Here is a 16,588-nt window from a genome sequence, read left to right on the forward strand (position 1 = left end):
GGGTGGATGTCAACGGACGAGAACCGCAGTACGGCGTTCATCGAGCGACTGGGCCGTGAGGTACGCCGGCGTCGCCAGACCGGTGGGATGACCGTGCAGACCCTCGCGGACCGGGCCGGGCTGAGCCGCCGGATGCTCACGCAGATCGAGCAGGGTACGGCGAACCCGAGCCTGGTCACCGTCGACAAGATCGCCCATGCCCTGGGCGTCGACTTCGCCGCGCTCTCGGCGCCCTCGTCCAGCGAACCGCTCGCGGTGTCCGAACCGACGGAGGTCTGGCGCAACGACGCCGGCAGCCGTGCCGTCCTGCACGCCGCCGGTTCCCGCCGAGGCGGCGCGGAACTGTGGGAATGGACCCTGCTGCCAGGTGATCGCTACGACGCCGAACCCGATCCCCCCGGCACCGAGGAACTCCTCCTGGTCACCGCCGGCACCCTGCTGCTGACCGCCGACGACCAGGCGGTGACCCTCACCGCCGGAATGTCCGCCCGGCTGGCCAGCGACCGCGCCTACTCCTACGCCGCGCCTGCCGCCGAAACCACCTTCACCCGCGTGGTTCAGCCCGCCACCTGACGTCCGCCACCTGCGCGAGGCGGTCGAAGGCGCCGGTCCACAACGCGTCGTACTCGGCCAGCAGGCTCTGGCGGATGCCGCCGTGGGTCAGGATCAGGTGCGTTTCGTTCTGCCCCGGAATCACGTCCACCAGGACCATGCTCGCCGGGTGTGGCGGGTCGTCGAAGGCAGCCCGGAAATAGTGCGGGGGCTCGCAGACCGTCACGATCCCGGTCTGTTCCACCCGCGGGCCGGCGACCACCATGAACCCGCCGTACTGCGTGTCACTCAGCACAGTCGGTCCGAGCCAGCCACTGAGCTGCTCCGGTGCGGTAATGAGCTTCCACAAGCGGTCCGCAGCACAACCGAACGTCCGTACATATCTCAACTGCGGCGCCCGATCGGTCCGCGTCGCTCGCGTCTGCGGTGTACGAGCCATACCGCCCCAGTGCCCCCTGCACCCCTTTCGCAATCACTCGTTTGCCGAGGAGAAGCGGCCGGAGATGGGACTGGTGTGGAGGTCGGGATCGTGGCAAGCTCAGTAGCGGCGACTGTTGGGCAGTCAGCAGCCGGTTGAGTGATTTTGTGCTGACTGGGAGGAACCATGGCCGTTGGCGGCATTGACGCGGTATGAGCGAGATCGAGGATGACGCCCTCGAGCTGAACGCTCACGAGAGGGTGGCCGAGCCCCGGCTGCGGATGGTCGACACCGTTGACGAGACGGCGGCTGTCTTCGCGCGGCTCGCGGTCGAGCTGCACAGCGCCGGTGGCGTCGAGGAAACGATCGACGCCGTGGTCCAGTTCGCGCTGCAGGCCTTGGGCTGCAGCTATTCCGGAGTGGCGCTCTACAACCGCGGCCGGCGACCGGAGATCCCGGCCGTGACGGATCCGGTCGTCGCCGAGATCTACAACCTGCAGATCGACGAGGGAGCCGGCCCGCTGATCGAGTCGATGAACCGGCAGGCCGTCGTGCTGGTCCGCGACACCGCGACGGATGCCCGTTGGCCGACCTGGGCCGCGGAGGTGACTCGTCTCGGGGTCCGCAGTGTGCTGGACGTGCCGTTGGCCGTCGGCGGCGCCAGTGCGCGGTCGTTCGGCGTCCTCGGGTTGTACTCCCCGGAGCCGGACGGTTTCGGTCCGGACGACGAGGCGATCGCCCACATCCTCGCGCGGCACGCATCGGTCGCGGTGGCCACCGCCCGGCACGAGCAGACGATGGCCCAGGCGGTCGACGCACGGAAACTGGTCGGCCAGGCGATGGGCATCCTGATGGAACGCTACGGCCTCGACGGCGACCGCGCGTTCGCCATCCTCAAGCGCTACTCGCAGGACACCAACACCAAGCTCCGCGACGTCGCCCAGCAACTCATCGACACCCGGAAACTACCCCGCACCTGAGGCCCGGCCGGCTTCGTCGATGATGCCGGCCGCGACCTCGCGGAGCTTCACGTTGCCGGTCTGGGAGGTCCGGACGAGGAAGTTGAACGCGCCGTCGCGGGTCAGGGAGTAGCGCTCCATCAGGATCCCGATCGCCACGCCGATCTCCTCCCGGGTGTACAGCGCGGCCTGCACGTCCTCCTCATGCCGCACCCAGCCCATCGTGATGGCGACCTGGGTGGCGAACAGAGAACCGATCTGCATCGTCTCGGCATCCAGGGCGCCGGCCTGTTCGGAGTACAGGTTGAGTGCGCCGCGGACGTGACCGTGCTGGGCCAGGAACTGGAACGCGACCTGCGATCCCAGCCCGGCCTTTGCCGCGGTCGGTCCGTACGACGGCCACCGGGCGTCACGGGCCAGGTTCTCGGACAGGACCACCGGTTCGTCGAGAGCAGCCTCGAGGCAGGGGCCTTCGCCGAGCTGGTACTGCATCGCGTCGGCCTCGGCCGCCAGCGGCGCCGTCGGCGCGACCGTGACGATCTGGCCGTCGTCGCGGGTCAGCGAAATGCTCACGTAGTCCACGTTCGGCAGTGTGCCGACGGTGGCGCGAGTGATCGCCTGCAACGTCGCCGGCATGTCGACCGGCGCGTGCATCGTGGCAGCCACCTTGGCCATCGCCGTACCAAGGCTGTCCACCGGATCCAGTACCATCTCGCCACCCTCAGTCAATCAACGGACGTTCCTCTCTGTCGGTGCCCGCGGCCCGCGACATCATGCGTCACTCGCCGAACAGGGGCGGCTGGTCGCCGGGCTGCAGCACACGGCGGAAGTAGACAGGGTCGGCGAACGTCGCCGGCACCTTCCCGAGGCTGTTGATGACGGTGGCCGTGCCGTTGGCGTGACCAACGGCGTACAGGTAGCCGGACTTGGTGTCCTTGTCGATACCGAGCAGCGGCGTGCCGTACTGGCCGCACTTCTCGGCGATCAGCGTCTCGAAGCCCTGCCAGGTCGCGCTGCGGACCCGCTTCACGATCGGCTTCATCGGCGAGGTCAGCGGGAGCCGGATCGTGTACAGGGCCCCGCCCCGGGTGGTGGCCAGGAAGGTGTCGTACGTCGCGGTCTGGCTGAGCAGCGTCATCGTCTTCACCGCCGAGAACCCACCCGCCGACTGTGCGTTCGTCCAGCCGAACCCGCCCTTGTCGTCCCACCGGGTGATCGTGCCGGTGCTACGCAGCGAGTAGTGGTTGACCAAGGCCCACGGGTCCGGATCGTTGGGGTAGCTCGTCTCGAGGTACGTCGTGTCACCCCAGCCGCCGCCGATCCTGAAGTTGTGCGTCTGCGATCGGTCGACCTCGCCGGCCTCGGTGAGGAAGTAGGTGCTGCTGTACAGGCCGGAGCCGATCACCACGTGGCCGAAGTACCCGCCGCCGGTGCCGGGAACGACGGGGTCGTTGAAGAACAGACTGCTCAACCTGGGCAGGCCCTCGGGATAGATCGCGGGATAGGTCGTCTTGTCCTGCACCGATGCCGGTGAGCCGGCGGTGATGACCCGGTCGGTGTGATCGCCACCGGCGGTCAGCGACCCGATCTCCATCTTGCACGCGGCTGCGGAACCTGTATCTGCGGCCAGTGCCTCACCCGGAGCCACGACCAGCAGTCCCGTCATCAATGCGGTGGCAGCAGCCATTCGCCCCGCCGTACTGAGTTTCGGCATGATGATCACTCCCCGAACAGCATCTGGGCGTCGCCCTGACGCATCTGGCGCCGGAAGTAGACCGGATCGGCGAAGGTGGCCGGGACCTTGCCGAGGCCTTGGATCACGGTAGCGGTGCCGTTCGCGTGGCCGACGGCGTACGAGTAGGCGGTCTGGGTGTCCTTGTCGATGCCGACCACCATCGTTCCGTACCGGCCGCACTTCTCGGCCACCAGTGCGTCGAACGCCTGCCAGGTCGAGCCGCGGACCTTCTTGACGATCGGCTTCATCGGTGAGGTGCGGGGGATCCGGATCGTGTAGAGCGCGCCGCCACGGGTGTTGGCCAGGAACGTGTCGTAGGTCAGCGTCTGGCTGATCATCGCCATCGTCTTCACCGCGGCGAACCCGGTCGCGGACCGTTTGTTGGCCCACAGTCGCGGGTTGTTGCCGTTGTTGTAGTACATCTCCCAGCGCGTCAGCGTCCCGTCGGCGCGCAACTGGTACTGCGTGGTGAGGTTCGGCAGTTTGGGGTAGTCCCAGAACCGAGTGGTCTCGAAGAAGGTCGTGTCACCCCAGCCGCCGCCGACCAGGTACGTCGTGGGCCGGGTCCGGTCGACGTCTCCGTCGAGGGTGAGGTAGTACGAGGTGGAGTACATGGACGAGCCCATCACGGTGTACCCGCCGACCCACGCGCTGTGCCCGGTGACGTCCGGATCACCTTCCAGCGACCCGCTGACGCGGACCGCGCCGGCCGGAAAGACGCCGATGTCCGGGGCGTCGGCGGTCGCGGCGCCGACAGTGACCAGCTTGCTCGCGACATCACCCCCGGCAGTCACCGATCCGACAACCACGCGACAACCAGCTGATGCCTGCGCTGTCGCAGACCCTTCCGCACCCACCGCTTGCGCGGCCCCAGGGGTGACTCCCATTACCAGGAACGCGGCGATCGCCGCCTTGCTCAATCGACCGGACATAGCCAGCCCTTCGGGGTCGCAGTAGTGCTTCTACCCCTCTCGATACTCACGAGGACCGGAAAGTTGTACGGCGGCCGGGTGAAATGATTCCGTCATGGAGCGACCGCGGGTACTCGCGTACTACTTCCCGGATTGGCACCGCGATCCGCGGAACGCGCAGTGGTTCGGTGAGGGCTGGGACGAGTGGACGCTGCTCGAAGCCGCACGGCCACGGTTCGAAGGGCACCGGCAGCCACGCCGGCCGATCGACGGCTCGTTCGACGAGGCCACCCCGGCCGCGGCGGAACGGCAGATCCGGCTCGCCGCGCAGTACGGCGTCGACGGCTTCCTGGTCGACTACTACTGGTACGACGACGGGCCCTATTTACAGGCCGCCCTCGACGACGGCCTGCTCGCCGCGCGGAACGCCAACGACGTGAAGTTCGCGCTGATGTGGGCGAACCACGAGCTCGTCGACATCTTCCCGCACGACGACCCGTCGAACGACTCACCCCAGCGGCTGAAGAACGGCGCGATCGATCGCGCTGCCTTCGAGAAGCTGGCCAGGCACGTCATCGACAAGTATTTCGCGCGCCCGAACTATCTGACCGTCGACGGCCGGCCGTGGCTGTCGATCTACGAACTCGGCAGCCTGATCGCCGGCCTGGGCGGAGTGCCGGAGACTGTTGATGCCTTGGCGTGGTTCGACGAACAGACCCGCCAGGCCGGCTTCGAAGGTCTCCACCTGGACGCGGTGATCTGGGGCATCGGCGTACTGCCGACAGCGATCACCCTCGACTCGCCGGCCGGTCTGGTGCGGAGGCTCGGCTTCCGATCGGCCACGTCGTACGTCTGGGTGCATCACGCCGACCTCGGCGGGTTCGAGTTCCCGCGCGCCGAGATCGGGCCGCTGCGCGCTGCGGCGTTCGCCGAGTACGAGCGGTACGTCGCGGAACTCGACGTACCGTTCTACCCCAACGTCACCGTCGGGTGGGACGCGTCCCCGCGCACCGACCAGAATCGTGCGTTCGAGCGCGGGCGCTATCCGTGGACGACGACGTTCGATCCCTCGCCCGAGGAGTTCAAGGACGGGCTGCTGCTGGCCAAGTCGTTCCTCGAACGCCACGGCCAACCGCATCCGGTCATCACCGTCAACGCCTGGAACGAGTGGACCGAGGGCTCGGCCCTGCTCCCCGACAGCCACCACGGCTACGGCTACCTCGAGATGATCCGGGACGTCTTCGGCTAGGGGGTCTCTGCGATCGCGACGGCGCCGGCGAGGACCGTTTCGAGGCAGTCGCTGAACAGATCGTCGACGTTCCGGCCGGGGGCGAAGTACTCCGTGATCGCGCGGACGGTGACCGGGTACGTCGCGGCGTACTGGTTGAGGTCGAAAGCGGCGGTGTCCGGCGGCGGCGACTGCTCCTCGAGGACGTGACCGACCGTGAACCGCTCCACGGTCAGCACGATGATGCGGGCGTCGCGGAGGGCGACCCCGCGGTCCGCGAGCACGCTCATCGCCAGCTCGGACCAGGCCGCCGTCTGCCTGGACAGTTGGGCCATCGAGACGATGCGCGCGCCGTCCGGATGCGCAATGAGTGCGGTCCGTAGCTGGTGGGCGAAGTCTCGGAGCCAGTCCTGCCACGGCTGATCCGGCGCCGGCGGCGTGGGATCCGGCACGATCGCCTCGGCGATCGCCGTCACCAGAGCCGCCTTGTTGGGCAGGTGCCAGTACAGCGTCGGCGCCTGAACCCCCAGACGGGCAGCGAGTTTGCGCAGGGTCACTCCGTCGAGTCCTTCGCTGTCGAGCAGCGCGACCGCTTCGTCGACGATCCGGGTCCGGTCCAGGCTCACGGTTCGGATTCTAACAGTGTTAGAGTGAATCTAACGGTGTTAGAGAGAGGGTGGAGTCATGAAGGCTGCTGTGTTGCACGAGGTGGGCGGCGTGCCGCGGTACGAGGAGTTCCCCGACCCAGTGCCCGCGGACGGAGAAGTGGTGATCGACGTGCTCGCGGCCGCGGTCGAGAACGTCGACAAGGCGGTCGCCGCCGGGACGCACTACGCCAGTGCCAAGTACCTGGGCGTGCTGCCGATGATCCCGGTGTTCGACGGCATCGGCACGCTTCCGGACGGGACCGTGGTCGGCTTCGGCAACCCGCGACTGCCGTACGGCGCGCTCGCCGAGAAGACCGTCGTACCCGAGGGGTCGTACGCGCCGATCCCCGACGGCATCGACCCGGCGATCGCGACGGTGATGGCGTCCGCGATCACCGCACTGACGATGAAGACCGCAGCCGGGCTGCAGCCGGGAGAGACGGTCCTGGTGCAGGGCGCGACCGGTGTGGCGGGGCGGCTCGCGATCCAGGTCGCGCGACTGCTCGGCGCGGGCCGGATCGTCGCCACCGGCCGCGACGACAGCCAGCTCGCCGAACTCGACGTCGACGCGGTGATCAACACAGCCGTCTCGGACGAGGAGTTGCAGCAGGCGTATGCGGACGTCGGCGGGTACGACGTCGTACTCGACTTCCTGTGGGGGCGTCCGACCGAGATCCTGCTGCGTGCCCTCACCCCGGACGAGTTCGCGTTCGGCGCGCCGACCCGGATCATCCAGACCGGCGAGTCGGCCGGCGCCGACCTCGTCGTCCCCGCGTCGGCGCTCCGCACCTCGGGCGTCGAGATCTGCGGCGCCGCCCGCAACCTCACACCGGAGTCGATGGGCGAGTCGTACCAACAGGTCGTCGAGTGGACCCGCTCGGGCGCCCTCACCTTCCAGATCGACCGGATACCTCTGAGCGACATCGCATCGGCCTGGCAGCGCACAAGTTCCCGCGGCCGCCGCGTCGTCGTACAGCCTTAGTACCCCGGGAACACCTTCCTGAGTTCGTCCAGCGTGACGTTGCCGGTCACGCTCACGCCCGCGGCGTGCTCCGCGCCGAGTCGTCCGGTCAGCAGCCGCACCACGGCCTCTGCCGGTCCTTCGAACGTGGCCGTCGGGTCGTCGACGTCGGCCACGGTGACCGTGTCGGTGATCGTGATGCCGCCGCCCGGGATGGCCAGGCGGACCTCCTGCTCGAGCTGGTCGGGCTTGCCGGCGAAACCGAGCAGGAACGCCATCGGGCCGCCGAACAGCTCGAGCAGCAGCTCGGCCGAACCCGGCTCCAGCGTGGCCGACGGGTCGACCCCGACGCGGACGTCCCAGGCGTGGTTGGCGACCTCGTTGAGGCGCAGGCCGAGCGCGACCGCCAGCGACACCGGCTCGGGCAGGATGCCCGTGTTGATCGGGAGATCACGCTGCTCGGCGCTGAGTCCGTCGACGGTGTCGAGGTACGCCGCGTTGTACTTCACGAACCCGGCCGCCTGGTCGGCCGGGGACGCGGCGTTCCAGCGGGCCCAGACCGCCTGGTTGTCCTCGGCATCGACGTGTTCGCCGGCGGCGATCGCGATCGGCTTGCGGGAGATCTCGGCGCCACTCCCCAGATGCGAGAGCGCGTCGGCCAGGGTCCATTCCGCAGCCCCGCTGCGGCCCTTCAGTTGTGCGTCGGACAGGTTCGGTACGAGTGCGGAGAGGGTGTCGTGGTTGGCCCGGAGCGCCGCGACGACGCGGTCGGCAAGTGTGGTCATACGAGCCCCAACCTCGCAGCCCACCGCTTTCTTCCGGCGTGCTGAGTAGTTGTACCGATTCCGCGGACGGCGGGTTCGGGCAGCCTGCTGGGTATGTCGAAGATCTGGGTGTTCTGCGGAGCTGTGGTCGTGACGATCGTCGCCGTCGTACTGGTCGCGATCGCGGATGTGTCGCTTCAGGAGATCCTGTCGTTGTTCCTCGGGGTGCTGTGTCTGCTCTGGTTGATCCTGCTGCTGACGGTGCCGTGGAACCTGTACTTCCAGGCGTACGCGCTGATCCACGAGATCCAGACGAGCCGTGACCGCGGGATCGACGTACCGGATGGGCGGGAGTCGGAGGCGCGCCGGATCGCCTCGCGGATGCGCTGGTTCGCGATCGGGTCCCATCTGGTGTCCGCGGCACTCGTTGCCCTGATCACCTATCTGTCCGATGGCGCCATCGGCTACTACCTGGCCGGTCTCTATCTGGTCAGCACCTTCTTCCGGCCGGCCGGCGCCTACTTCAGCTACCTGCGCGACCGGATGAGCACGATGCTGCAGGAGGTCAAGCACCCCCGCGACGACGTCATCGAAACCCTCCGCCGCCTGGACACCATGAAGACCGACCTCGAGGGCTTGCATGACACGTCAGACGCTCAAGCCCGCCGTGTCACGCAGCTGGAGCAGGGCCTTGCGGCCGCCGAAGCCAACGCCATCGCCCGCGACAGGGCCCTGCACGCCAAGGTGGACGCGCACGCCCGCCAGTTCGAGCACTCCCTGACCCGGCTCACCGACAACCAGGAAGTGATCGCCGGCCTCAAAGCCTTCCTCCGGCTGGCCCGCTCGGAACTCAGCTAGTGGCTGGGCGGTAGCGGACATTGATCTCGGCGGTGGGGCTGTCGCCGTTGACCAACTGGAGTTTGACGGGGGAGCCGCCGGGATTGTCGAACAGGCGGATCCCGTCGCCCAGCAGGACGGGGGCGATGTGCAGGTCGATCTCGTCGATCAATCCGCGTTCGAGGAGCTGCCGGCCGATCGACGCGGACAGGATCTCGAGGTTCTTGCCGCCGGCGGCCTCGAGCCCGATCCGGACCGCTTCGGCCACGTCGCAGTTGAGGAAGACGGTCTGGGGTGTGGGCGGGGCGTCCTCGGGATGGTGGGTGAGGACGAACACGGTTCCCTGCCACGTTCCGTCGTACGTGGAGTCGGCATCGGGGAACGCGTCGAACCCGTCCCGGCCGCCGAGGATGGCGCCGGTCGTCGAGATGTACTCCTGGATGATGTCGGCGCGCCCGTTGGTGATGCCGCCCATCCAGTCCATGCTGTGGTTCGGCCCGGCGATGAACCCGTCGAGCGACATCGTGAAGTGCCACAGCACCTTGCCCGCGGCGGTCTGCGGTTCGGTATCCGGAAGTGCGGTACTCATCGCAATCTCCTGCTCGGCTAGCTGTCAGTCCCTAGATCCTCGACCATCCCTGGTCCCACCTGAAGGACCAATCCCGAAGCCACGAAGAAGACCAGTTGGCAGCGCCTGCTTATGCTGAACGCCATGACCACGAGCAACGGCGCAGACCCGCAGGACATCGACCCGGCGGTTCGCGCCGAGCTGGACGGTCTGCGCGACAGCATCGACAACATCGACGCGGCCCTCGTGCACATCCTGGCCGAACGCTTCAAGTACACGAAGCAGGTCGGCCACCTCAAGGCCGTCCACGCCCTCCCACCGGGCGACCCGGCCCGCGAAGCCAGCCAGATCGCCCGCCTCCGCAACCTGGCCGAAACCGCCAAACTCGACCCCACCTTCGCCGAAAAACTCCTCGGCTTCATCATCAGCGAAGTAATCCGCCACCACGAACAAATAGCCGAAACCACCAAAAGCTGACCCGCCACTTCGGTTACTCGGGTGGATCAGTGTTCGCGCTGTCTCCCACGTTTTATCTCCAGCGGCCGATCTTCATTGCGTTCGCGGCGTTCACTGTCGTGTCGGTGTTGTTCGGGATGCGCATGCGACGTCAGGGCATGGCCGGAGACGAAGACTGAAAGGGTGAACTGATGAAGGTGATCGTCATCGGTGCAGGAGTCGTCGGGAGCGCGACGGCATTCGCGTTGAGCCGGGCCGGCGCGCGGGTCACGGTCTGCGAGGCGACGTACCCAGGTGCGGGTACGTCGGGGGAGTCGTACGCCTGGGTCAACTCCAACCGCAAGGAGCCTCGCGAGTACTTCGACCTCAATGTCGACGGCATGCGCGCGCACAGCCGTTGGCACCAGGATCTTGCCGAGGGCGCGCTGGACCAGTGGCTCTGGCGAACCGGGCACCTCGAATGGAGCACCGAGCCGGCCCACTCCGCGCTGCTCGACGAGAAGCTGGAGCGGATGGCGGCCTGGGGCTATCCGTCGCAGCTCCTGGAGCCGGCTGAAGCGCTGGCCCTGGAGCCGGCCCTGCGACTCGATGACGGCGTGGACCGCGTGGTGTCGTATCCGCAGGAATCCATCTGCGTCCCGGAAATGATGATCTCGACGACTCTGCGAGCGGCCCGCGCCCTGGGAGCGGAGGTGCTGACCGGCGCGGAAGTGACCCGCATCGAACGGCGTGACGGGGCCCGGATCCATCTTGCCGACGGGACGGTTGTCGCCGGAGACGTCGTGGTGACCTGCGCCGGCCGCTGGACCGAGCAACTGCTCGCCTCAGCCGGCGTCGATCAGGTGCCGATGGCACCCACCGAGGCGAGGGGACTACCGGCAATCGGTCTCCTGGCCCACACCCGCCCACGCCCTCTGCGCCTGACTCGGCTCCTGACCACCTCGCGCCTCAACGTCAGACCACAACCCGACGGCAGCATGATCCTCCACGGCCTCGACCTGGACAGTGCTGCCGACCCCGCCCGCGGTGCAGACACAGCGGGTTCCCTGGCCACTGAACTGTCGGAACGGCTGAGCGGAGTCCTCCGCCTGGACGGCCCTGTGGAGATCCAACGCCTACAGGTCGGGCGGCGATCCATCCCCGCCGACGGCAAGACGGTCAGCGGCTTCACCGGCAACGGTGCCTGGCTCTATGTCATCGCGACCCACAGCGGCGTCACACTCGCGCCCCTCCTGGCCGACTACGCGGCCCAAGAAGTCGTCCAAGGCAACCCAGTCGACCAGCTGGCACCATTCCGCCCAGACCGATTCGCCACGGCCGCCCAGCGCCCTGAAACCCCACGCGCCACAGTGCCAGGCGACCAGTAAAGAACGCCCGCCAACCTGACCCGTACAGCTGCGGTCAACTAGTCGTCATCGGTGGTGTCGTCGGCCTGGGGCTGGATGCCGACGACGCCGGGTACGGCGGTCAGCGCGGTCATGAGGTCGCGCAGTGGTGCTTTGCCGCGGAACCGGCAGTTGACCGTGACGATGCGGTCGCCGTCCGGCTTCTCGTGCAGCGACGTCGACACGATCGCGGCATGGAAGCCCATGTCGGTGGCTGTCGCGAGCACAGTGCGCAGGACGCCTTCGCCGTCGTGGTACCGGACGATGAGCGCTCGGCGTCGGTCCGTTGTCGGGAGGATGCGGCCGAGTGGCGCGAGGCCGAAGATCGTCACGAGATGCAGGCCGGTGACTGCTGTGGCGATGACCGGCATGCCGGCCGCGCACGCCATGCCGACGCCGGCTGACACCCACACGGTTGCGGCCGTGGTCAGGCCGCGGACGATGTCGCGGCGCAGGAAGATCACGCCGGCTCCGAGGAAACCGATCCCGGAGACGACCTGAGCGGCGATCCGGGACGGATCGAGGACCACGTCGGCGCCGACCACGCCCGAGAATCCGTACGCGGAGACGAGGGTGAAGACCGCGGAGCCCATCCCGACGAGCGTGTGGGTCCGCAGGGCCGCGGCCTTCTGGTGGTACAGCCGTTCGAGGCCGATGATCGCGCACAGCACGAAGGCGAGTCCGAGCAGTTGAAGCTCGATTGCCGTCGTCCCGGTCCAGGCCCAGCCCATGCTCAACCCCTCCGCGGGGCCGGCCAGCGGCCCCGGTGCTGGCTTCGGACTCGGCTGGTGTGGGTGCGGTGAAGCACCGATGAATTTCGCATGGCTCCCTCTTCTCGCGGGCTTCCGACGGTGGTAGCGTCCCCGACTGGGACCGATCCCGGGACCGGTCCCAGTTTGACTCACTCCGCACCATATCTCGTCGGAAGGCAGGAAGATGCGCCGTTTCGAACGCTCCCGCGGGCCCCTTGTCCTGGCCACGGTCATGGCGACCGTCGCCGCGGCCCTTGCCGGTTGCTCGCCGGGCTCCGCCGACTCATCGGACGGCGGCCCGGCCTCGGTGAGTTTGATGATCTGGGATCCGGCCCAGAAGGCCGGCGTGCAGAAGGCCGTGGACGGTTTCCAGGCCGCCAACCCGGACATCAAGGTCTCGCTGGAGCAGGTCCCGGAGGACCAGTACTACACCAAGCTCGATGCGTCGCTCGGCGCCGGCGAAGGCCCGGATGTGATGTGGCAGAGCTCGCGGGCTCCGGTGTACGTCGAGGGCGGCGCCCTGGAGCCGTTGGATCAGTACATCGAGAAGGACAAGGTGTCGATGGACGCCTACCCAGAGAAGTTCGTCAGCCTGTACAAGTTCGACGGCAAGCAGTACGGCATTCCCAAGGATCAGGACGTCTGGTCGGTCGTCTACAACACAGCAGTGTTCAAGAAGCTCGGAGTGACAGACGTCCCCACGGCCGGCTGGACGTGGGAGGACATGGTTCGCATCGCGGGCGAGATCAAGGCGAAGCAGACCTCGTCCGCGGACGTGCCCATGTACTACAACTACGACTTCAACCGTGGCGTGGGCAGCCTGATCCACGCTCTCGGGGGCACCGTCGTGAAGGACGGCAACGGCACCGTGTCCTCGCCGCAGGGCCTCGAGGCGTTCGAGATGATCAAGGACCTGCAGGACAAATCGCTGATCCCGCCGGTCAAGGACTCGGCGGACTTCAAGGGGACGCAGTCACTCCTCTCGGGCAGCATCGCGATGGCGAAGGTTCCCTCCTGGGAGCTGTCCCTGCTCGCGCAGGCCAACGTCCCGGCAGGCACATTCCACATGGTCCCGCAGCCCTCCGTGAACGGATCGCGGGCGACCGACACCAACGGCCTGTCCTACGTCATGAACGCCAACTCCCACCAGAAGGACGCGGCGTGGAAACTCATCAAGTACCTCACCTCCGACGAGGGCGCCACGTTGCACGCCGAGGGTGGCGCTTCCTTCCCGGCCAACGTCGCTGCCGGTGTCAAGGCCGCGTACTACCAGGCCAACAGCAAGATCGCGGGGATACAGGAAGCGTTCGATGTGACGCTCGAGCAGAACTACCTGCGCACGACCACCGAATTCCCGAAGGTCCGTTCCGTCATGCCGGAGATCGAGAGTACGGTCGCGGGACCGTACTACGCCGGATCCCTGTCCGCGTCGGAGGCCGCGAGCAAGGCCGACGCCATCATCACCAGGTCCTTGAAGCAATGACCCGCCGGCGAGACGCGCGGATCGGCTTCCTGTTCCTGCTTCCCCTCCTGGCCGGACTCCTGGTCTTCCGCTTCTACGGTTTCGGCTACAACGTGTGGCTGTCGTTCAACAAGGCCGGCGCCTTCGGCCACGCGAGGTTCACCGGGCTCGACAACTACCGGCGGTTGCTGTCCGACAGCCAGCTCTGGATCGCGCTGGTCAACACGTTCAAGTTCACCGCGATCGTCGTACCCGGTGTGGTGGTGGTGTCGCTGCTGTGCGCCACGCTGATGCAGTACAAGTTCCGCGGGCAGTCAGTCTTCCGGGTCATCGTGTTCCTGCCCGCGGTGTGTCTGCCGACGGCGGCCATCTTGCTGTTCGGGTGGCTGTTCCAGACGCGGTACGGCCTCATCAACGCCGTGATCCAAGCCGTCGGCGGCTCATCGGTCAGCTGGTTCGGGTCGCCGGCCGGCGTCACCGTCGTCATCACGCTGATCGTCGTCTTCCTGTCCTTCAGCGTCCCCACGATCATCCTGTACGCCGGTCTGCAGGAGATCCCGTCCGACATCTACGAGTCGGCCACCCTCGACGGCGCCGGGCCCGCCCGCCGGTTCGTCTCGCTGACGTTGCCGCTCCTCAGTCCGTCGCTGTTCTTCGTCATCCTCACCACGACGATCGGCACGCTGAAACTGTTCGACGTGGCCTACGTCCTGTTGCCGCCCGAGCAGTCCGCCTCGGTGAATTTCGGGCTGACGGCCGTTTATTACTACTACCAACTGGCGTTCCTCAACATCGGTGACCGTGGATACGCCTCGGCGGTGTCCCTGCTGCTGTTCGTGCTGATCCTCGCCGTCTCGATCGCCTTGTTCCGGCTGCAACGTCGTTTCGTCCACTACGGGGAGGACGGCTGATGCTGCATCAGTATCGCGTCCGCTGGTGGACGTTCGCCGTCATCGCCGCTACCGGGCTGCTGATTCTCGTACCTTTCGCATGGATGGTCGCGACGGCGCTGATGACGCCGGGCCAGACGCTCCTGGTGCCGCCGAAGGTGATCCCCGACCCGGCGACCCTCGACGGCGCGCGGGGCGTGTTCGACCGGATCCCGTACCTGACACTGTTGGGGAACACGGTCATCGCTTCGATCGGCCGTGTGATCGGAACGCTGGTCATCTGCACCCTCGCCGCGTATGCACTCGCCGTCGTCAAAGTGCCTGGAGCTCGGATCATCCTGGTCACGGTCCTGGCCCTGATCATGGTTCCCGGTGACATCTTCATCGTCCCGAACTTCGCGATCATCTCCAGGTTCGGTCTCACCGACACCATCGTGGCCTTGTTCCTGCCGTCGATCTTCGACGTGTTCGGGGTGTTCCTGCTGTATCAGTTCTTCCGGGGTGTCCCGCGGGAGCTGGTCGAGGCGGCGCGGATGGACGGCGCATCACACCTGCGGATCATGATCACGATCGTCGTACCGATCGCCCGCGGCGGACTCATCACGCTCGCGATCCTGACGGTTCTCTCCGAGTGGAAGGAACTGCTGTGGCCGATCGTGGTCAACAGGTCGATCGACAAGCTGACCCTGGGCCCGGGGATCGCGCTGCTGCGCGGCTCCTACACCACCGATTACAACGTCCTGATGTCCGCCGGTGTGCTCGCCGCGCTGCCGATGATCGTCATCTTCCTCGTTCTCCAGAAGCGGTTCATCGCCAGCGTCGCCCGAAGCGGGCTGAAGTGATCGATGACAGGGAGGGACCTCGCCATGACGTCCGCACAGATCGACGGGCCGATACCATGAGCCCCATGCCCAGCAGTGACTCCCCGGACGCCGTTTCTCAGGACGGTGTTTCTCAGGGAGACGCGCGCAAGGCGAGCACGATCCGAGACGTCGCCCTGGCAGCAGGGGTGTCGAAGTCGACCGCTTCCCGGGCCCTGCTGGGGCAGCCTGGCGTCAGCCGGGCGAACCTCGAAAAGGTGCAGCGGGCAATCCAGCAGCTCGACTTCGTACCGAACCAGATTGCCCGCAGTCTGTCGGTGCCGTCGCCGGCCACGCTGGGTCTCTTCCTGCGCAACGCGGAATACCCGTTCTACGGTCACCTCGCCAAAGGATTCGTCGGTGAGGCCGGCGAGCGTGGGTACGAGGTGTTGTCGGTCTCCTCGTTCGATCAGCCGGACGACGCCAACTACCAGTCGCTGATGGTTCTCGCCGGTCTTCGGGCCGCCGGGATCGTTGTCGCCTCGCCGGTCGTCGACCCACTGACGATCCAGCGGGTCGCAGCACGCGTCCCGCTGGTGCTGGTCGGGCAGATGGGCCAAGCGTCAAATCCCGACGTACCGTTCGTTGCGCCGGATCCCGACGACGGGGTCGTGCTCATCGAGCACGTGGTGTCTCTCGGACATACCGCCGTGGCCTTGACCGCCGTCTCGCCGGAACAGTCTCCGACGCAGTGGGTCCGGATCCAGAGGATGCGGAGTCACCTCGAAGCCCGGGGAATCCGCAACCGCGTCGTCACTGTCGAACCGGGGACGAACCTGGATGACCTGGTCGCCGGACTGCACCAGGCGGCGGTGACAGCGGTGCTGTGCAACAACGACTTCGTCGCGCTTGACGTCCTGGCCGCGGCCGCGCACCTCGGGCTGTCGGTTCCAGGTGATCTGTCGGTCGCGGGGTTCGACGGGCTCCCACCGTTCGATCACGAGGCGCTCGGGCTGACGACGTACCGCGTGCCAACGGCCGGCTTGGCCGCGGCGGCAGTGGATCTCGTGCACAAGCTGATCCGCTCCGAGGACGTGGAGCTCGGCGGCGTGTTCGTGCCCGGTGACCTGCTGGTGAGCCGTACGACGGGACCGGCGCCCACACGCTAGGCCCGTTCGCGTCAGGTGCCGGCGTGTGACCGCGCGGCACCGTGCAGATCGCCATGCCTGATCGCGATCAGTTCACCAGACCTGCTCCATCCAT

The 16,588-nt window shown here is 67.2% G+C and carries 19 protein-coding genes; 11 read left to right on the plus strand and 8 right to left on the minus strand.

Features of this window, described 5'->3' with window-relative positions; translation table 11 throughout:
- The first annotated feature begins 6 nt into the window (after window positions 1–6).
- Window positions 7–573, plus strand: a complete 567-nt coding sequence (locus tag E0H92_RS26400) for a helix-turn-helix domain-containing protein (RefSeq protein WP_131459606.1) — start codon at window positions 7–9, stop codon at window positions 571–573.
- On the opposite strand, the gene E0H92_RS26405 is transcribed toward E0H92_RS26400, so the two are convergent.
- Window positions 545–901: an SRPBCC family protein gene (locus E0H92_RS26405; RefSeq protein ID WP_165549992.1), complete on the minus strand. Its 357-nt coding sequence runs from the start codon at window positions 899–901 to the stop codon at window positions 545–547. The genes E0H92_RS26400 and E0H92_RS26405 overlap by 29 nt on opposite strands.
- A 350-nt stretch (window positions 902–1,251) precedes the next feature.
- On the opposite strand from E0H92_RS26405, the gene E0H92_RS26410 reads away from it, so the two are divergent.
- Complete coding sequence (locus E0H92_RS26410; protein WP_131460870.1) at window positions 1,252–1,950, plus strand: GAF and ANTAR domain-containing protein; 699 nt, start codon at window positions 1,252–1,254, stop codon at window positions 1,948–1,950.
- Here E0H92_RS26410 and E0H92_RS26415 read toward each other — a convergent pair.
- The 3 genes from E0H92_RS26415 to E0H92_RS26425 form a co-directional block, all read right to left on the minus strand.
- The gene (locus E0H92_RS26415; RefSeq protein ID WP_131459604.1) at window positions 1,936–2,640 is read right to left on the minus strand and encodes a GAF and ANTAR domain-containing protein; all 705 of its coding nucleotides are present in this window, start codon (window positions 2,638–2,640) and stop codon (window positions 1,936–1,938) included. The two genes, E0H92_RS26410 and E0H92_RS26415, sit on opposite strands and share 15 nt — an antisense overlap.
- 67 nt (window positions 2,641–2,707) lie before the next feature.
- Entirely contained in the window at window positions 2,708–3,643 is a 936-nt protein-coding gene (locus tag E0H92_RS26420; RefSeq protein WP_238173593.1) for a hypothetical protein, read from the minus strand.
- 5 nt (window positions 3,644–3,648) lie between these two features.
- Window positions 3,649–4,458, minus strand: a complete 810-nt coding sequence (locus E0H92_RS26425) for a hypothetical protein (RefSeq protein ID WP_238173594.1) — start codon at window positions 4,456–4,458, stop codon at window positions 3,649–3,651.
- Between the two features lie 232 nt (window positions 4,459–4,690).
- Here E0H92_RS26425 and E0H92_RS26430 point away from each other — a divergent pair, with 232 nt between their 5' ends.
- A complete protein-coding gene (locus tag E0H92_RS26430) occupies window positions 4,691–5,824 on the plus strand; it encodes a glycoside hydrolase family 99-like domain-containing protein (RefSeq protein ID WP_131498036.1) in 1,134 nt (377 codons plus the stop codon).
- On the opposite strand, the gene E0H92_RS26435 is transcribed toward E0H92_RS26430, so the two are convergent.
- A complete protein-coding gene (locus tag E0H92_RS26435; protein WP_202873819.1) occupies window positions 5,821–6,429 on the minus strand; it encodes a TetR/AcrR family transcriptional regulator C-terminal domain-containing protein in 609 nt (202 codons plus the stop codon). The two genes, E0H92_RS26430 and E0H92_RS26435, sit on opposite strands and share 4 nt — an antisense overlap.
- 58 nt (window positions 6,430–6,487) lie before the next feature.
- Between E0H92_RS26435 and E0H92_RS26440 the strand changes: the two genes are divergently transcribed.
- Entirely contained in the window at window positions 6,488–7,432 is a 945-nt protein-coding gene (locus tag E0H92_RS26440; RefSeq protein WP_131498038.1) for a quinone oxidoreductase family protein, read from the plus strand.
- Here E0H92_RS26440 and E0H92_RS26445 read toward each other — a convergent pair.
- On the minus strand, window positions 7,429–8,196 hold the full coding sequence (locus tag E0H92_RS26445; protein ID WP_131498039.1) for a maleylpyruvate isomerase family mycothiol-dependent enzyme: 768 nt from the start codon (window positions 8,194–8,196) through the stop codon (window positions 7,429–7,431). The genes E0H92_RS26440 and E0H92_RS26445 overlap by 4 nt on opposite strands.
- 93 nt (window positions 8,197–8,289) lie before the next feature.
- On the opposite strand from E0H92_RS26445, the gene E0H92_RS26450 reads away from it, so the two are divergent.
- Entirely contained in the window at window positions 8,290–9,033 is a 744-nt protein-coding gene (locus tag E0H92_RS26450) for a hypothetical protein (RefSeq protein ID WP_131498040.1), read from the plus strand.
- Here E0H92_RS26450 and E0H92_RS26455 read toward each other — a convergent pair.
- Window positions 9,026–9,601 carry a dihydrofolate reductase family protein gene (locus tag E0H92_RS26455; protein ID WP_131498041.1) on the minus strand — a complete coding sequence of 192 codons (576 nt, stop codon included), beginning with the start codon at window positions 9,599–9,601 and terminating at the stop codon, window positions 9,026–9,028. The two genes, E0H92_RS26450 and E0H92_RS26455, sit on opposite strands and share 8 nt — an antisense overlap.
- Window positions 9,602–9,724: 123 nt before the next feature.
- On the opposite strand from E0H92_RS26455, the gene E0H92_RS26460 reads away from it, so the two are divergent.
- Window positions 9,725–10,057 carry a chorismate mutase gene (locus E0H92_RS26460; protein ID WP_131498042.1) on the plus strand — a complete coding sequence of 111 codons (333 nt, stop codon included), beginning with the start codon at window positions 9,725–9,727 and terminating at the stop codon, window positions 10,055–10,057.
- A gap of 170 nt (window positions 10,058–10,227) precedes the next feature.
- Complete coding sequence (locus tag E0H92_RS26465; RefSeq protein WP_131498043.1) at window positions 10,228–11,403, plus strand: NAD(P)/FAD-dependent oxidoreductase; 1,176 nt, start codon at window positions 10,228–10,230, stop codon at window positions 11,401–11,403.
- A gap of 38 nt (window positions 11,404–11,441) precedes the next feature.
- On the opposite strand, the gene E0H92_RS26470 is transcribed toward E0H92_RS26465, so the two are convergent.
- Window positions 11,442–12,152: an MgtC/SapB family protein gene (locus tag E0H92_RS26470; protein WP_131498044.1), complete on the minus strand. Its 711-nt coding sequence runs from the start codon at window positions 12,150–12,152 to the stop codon at window positions 11,442–11,444.
- Window positions 12,153–12,357: 205 nt separating this feature from the next.
- Here E0H92_RS26470 and E0H92_RS26475 point away from each other — a divergent pair, with 205 nt between their 5' ends.
- The 4 genes from E0H92_RS26475 to E0H92_RS26490 all read left to right on the plus strand — a co-directional run bounded on the left by E0H92_RS26475 (window position 12,358) and on the right by E0H92_RS26490 (window position 16,494).
- The gene (locus tag E0H92_RS26475) at window positions 12,358–13,656 is read left to right on the plus strand and encodes an ABC transporter substrate-binding protein (protein WP_131498045.1); all 1,299 of its coding nucleotides are present in this window, start codon (window positions 12,358–12,360) and stop codon (window positions 13,654–13,656) included.
- Window positions 13,653–14,546 carry a carbohydrate ABC transporter permease gene (locus E0H92_RS26480; RefSeq protein WP_131498046.1) on the plus strand — a complete coding sequence of 298 codons (894 nt, stop codon included), beginning with the start codon at window positions 13,653–13,655 and terminating at the stop codon, window positions 14,544–14,546. Before E0H92_RS26475 ends, E0H92_RS26480 begins: the two co-directional genes overlap by 4 nt.
- Window positions 14,546–15,367 (plus strand): carbohydrate ABC transporter permease, encoded by an 822-nt coding sequence (locus E0H92_RS26485; RefSeq protein WP_131498047.1) that lies wholly within the window; start codon window positions 14,546–14,548, stop codon window positions 15,365–15,367. The genes E0H92_RS26480 and E0H92_RS26485 overlap by 1 nt, the downstream gene beginning before the upstream one ends.
- Before the next feature lie 65 nt (window positions 15,368–15,432).
- On the plus strand, window positions 15,433–16,494 hold the full coding sequence (locus tag E0H92_RS26490; RefSeq protein ID WP_165549994.1) for a LacI family DNA-binding transcriptional regulator: 1,062 nt from the start codon (window positions 15,433–15,435) through the stop codon (window positions 16,492–16,494).
- Window positions 16,495–16,588: the final 94 nt, after the last annotated feature.

It is taken from the genome of Kribbella speibonae (assembly GCF_004331375.1).
Lineage (GTDB): Bacteria > Actinomycetota > Actinomycetes > Propionibacteriales > Kribbellaceae > Kribbella > Kribbella sindirgiensis.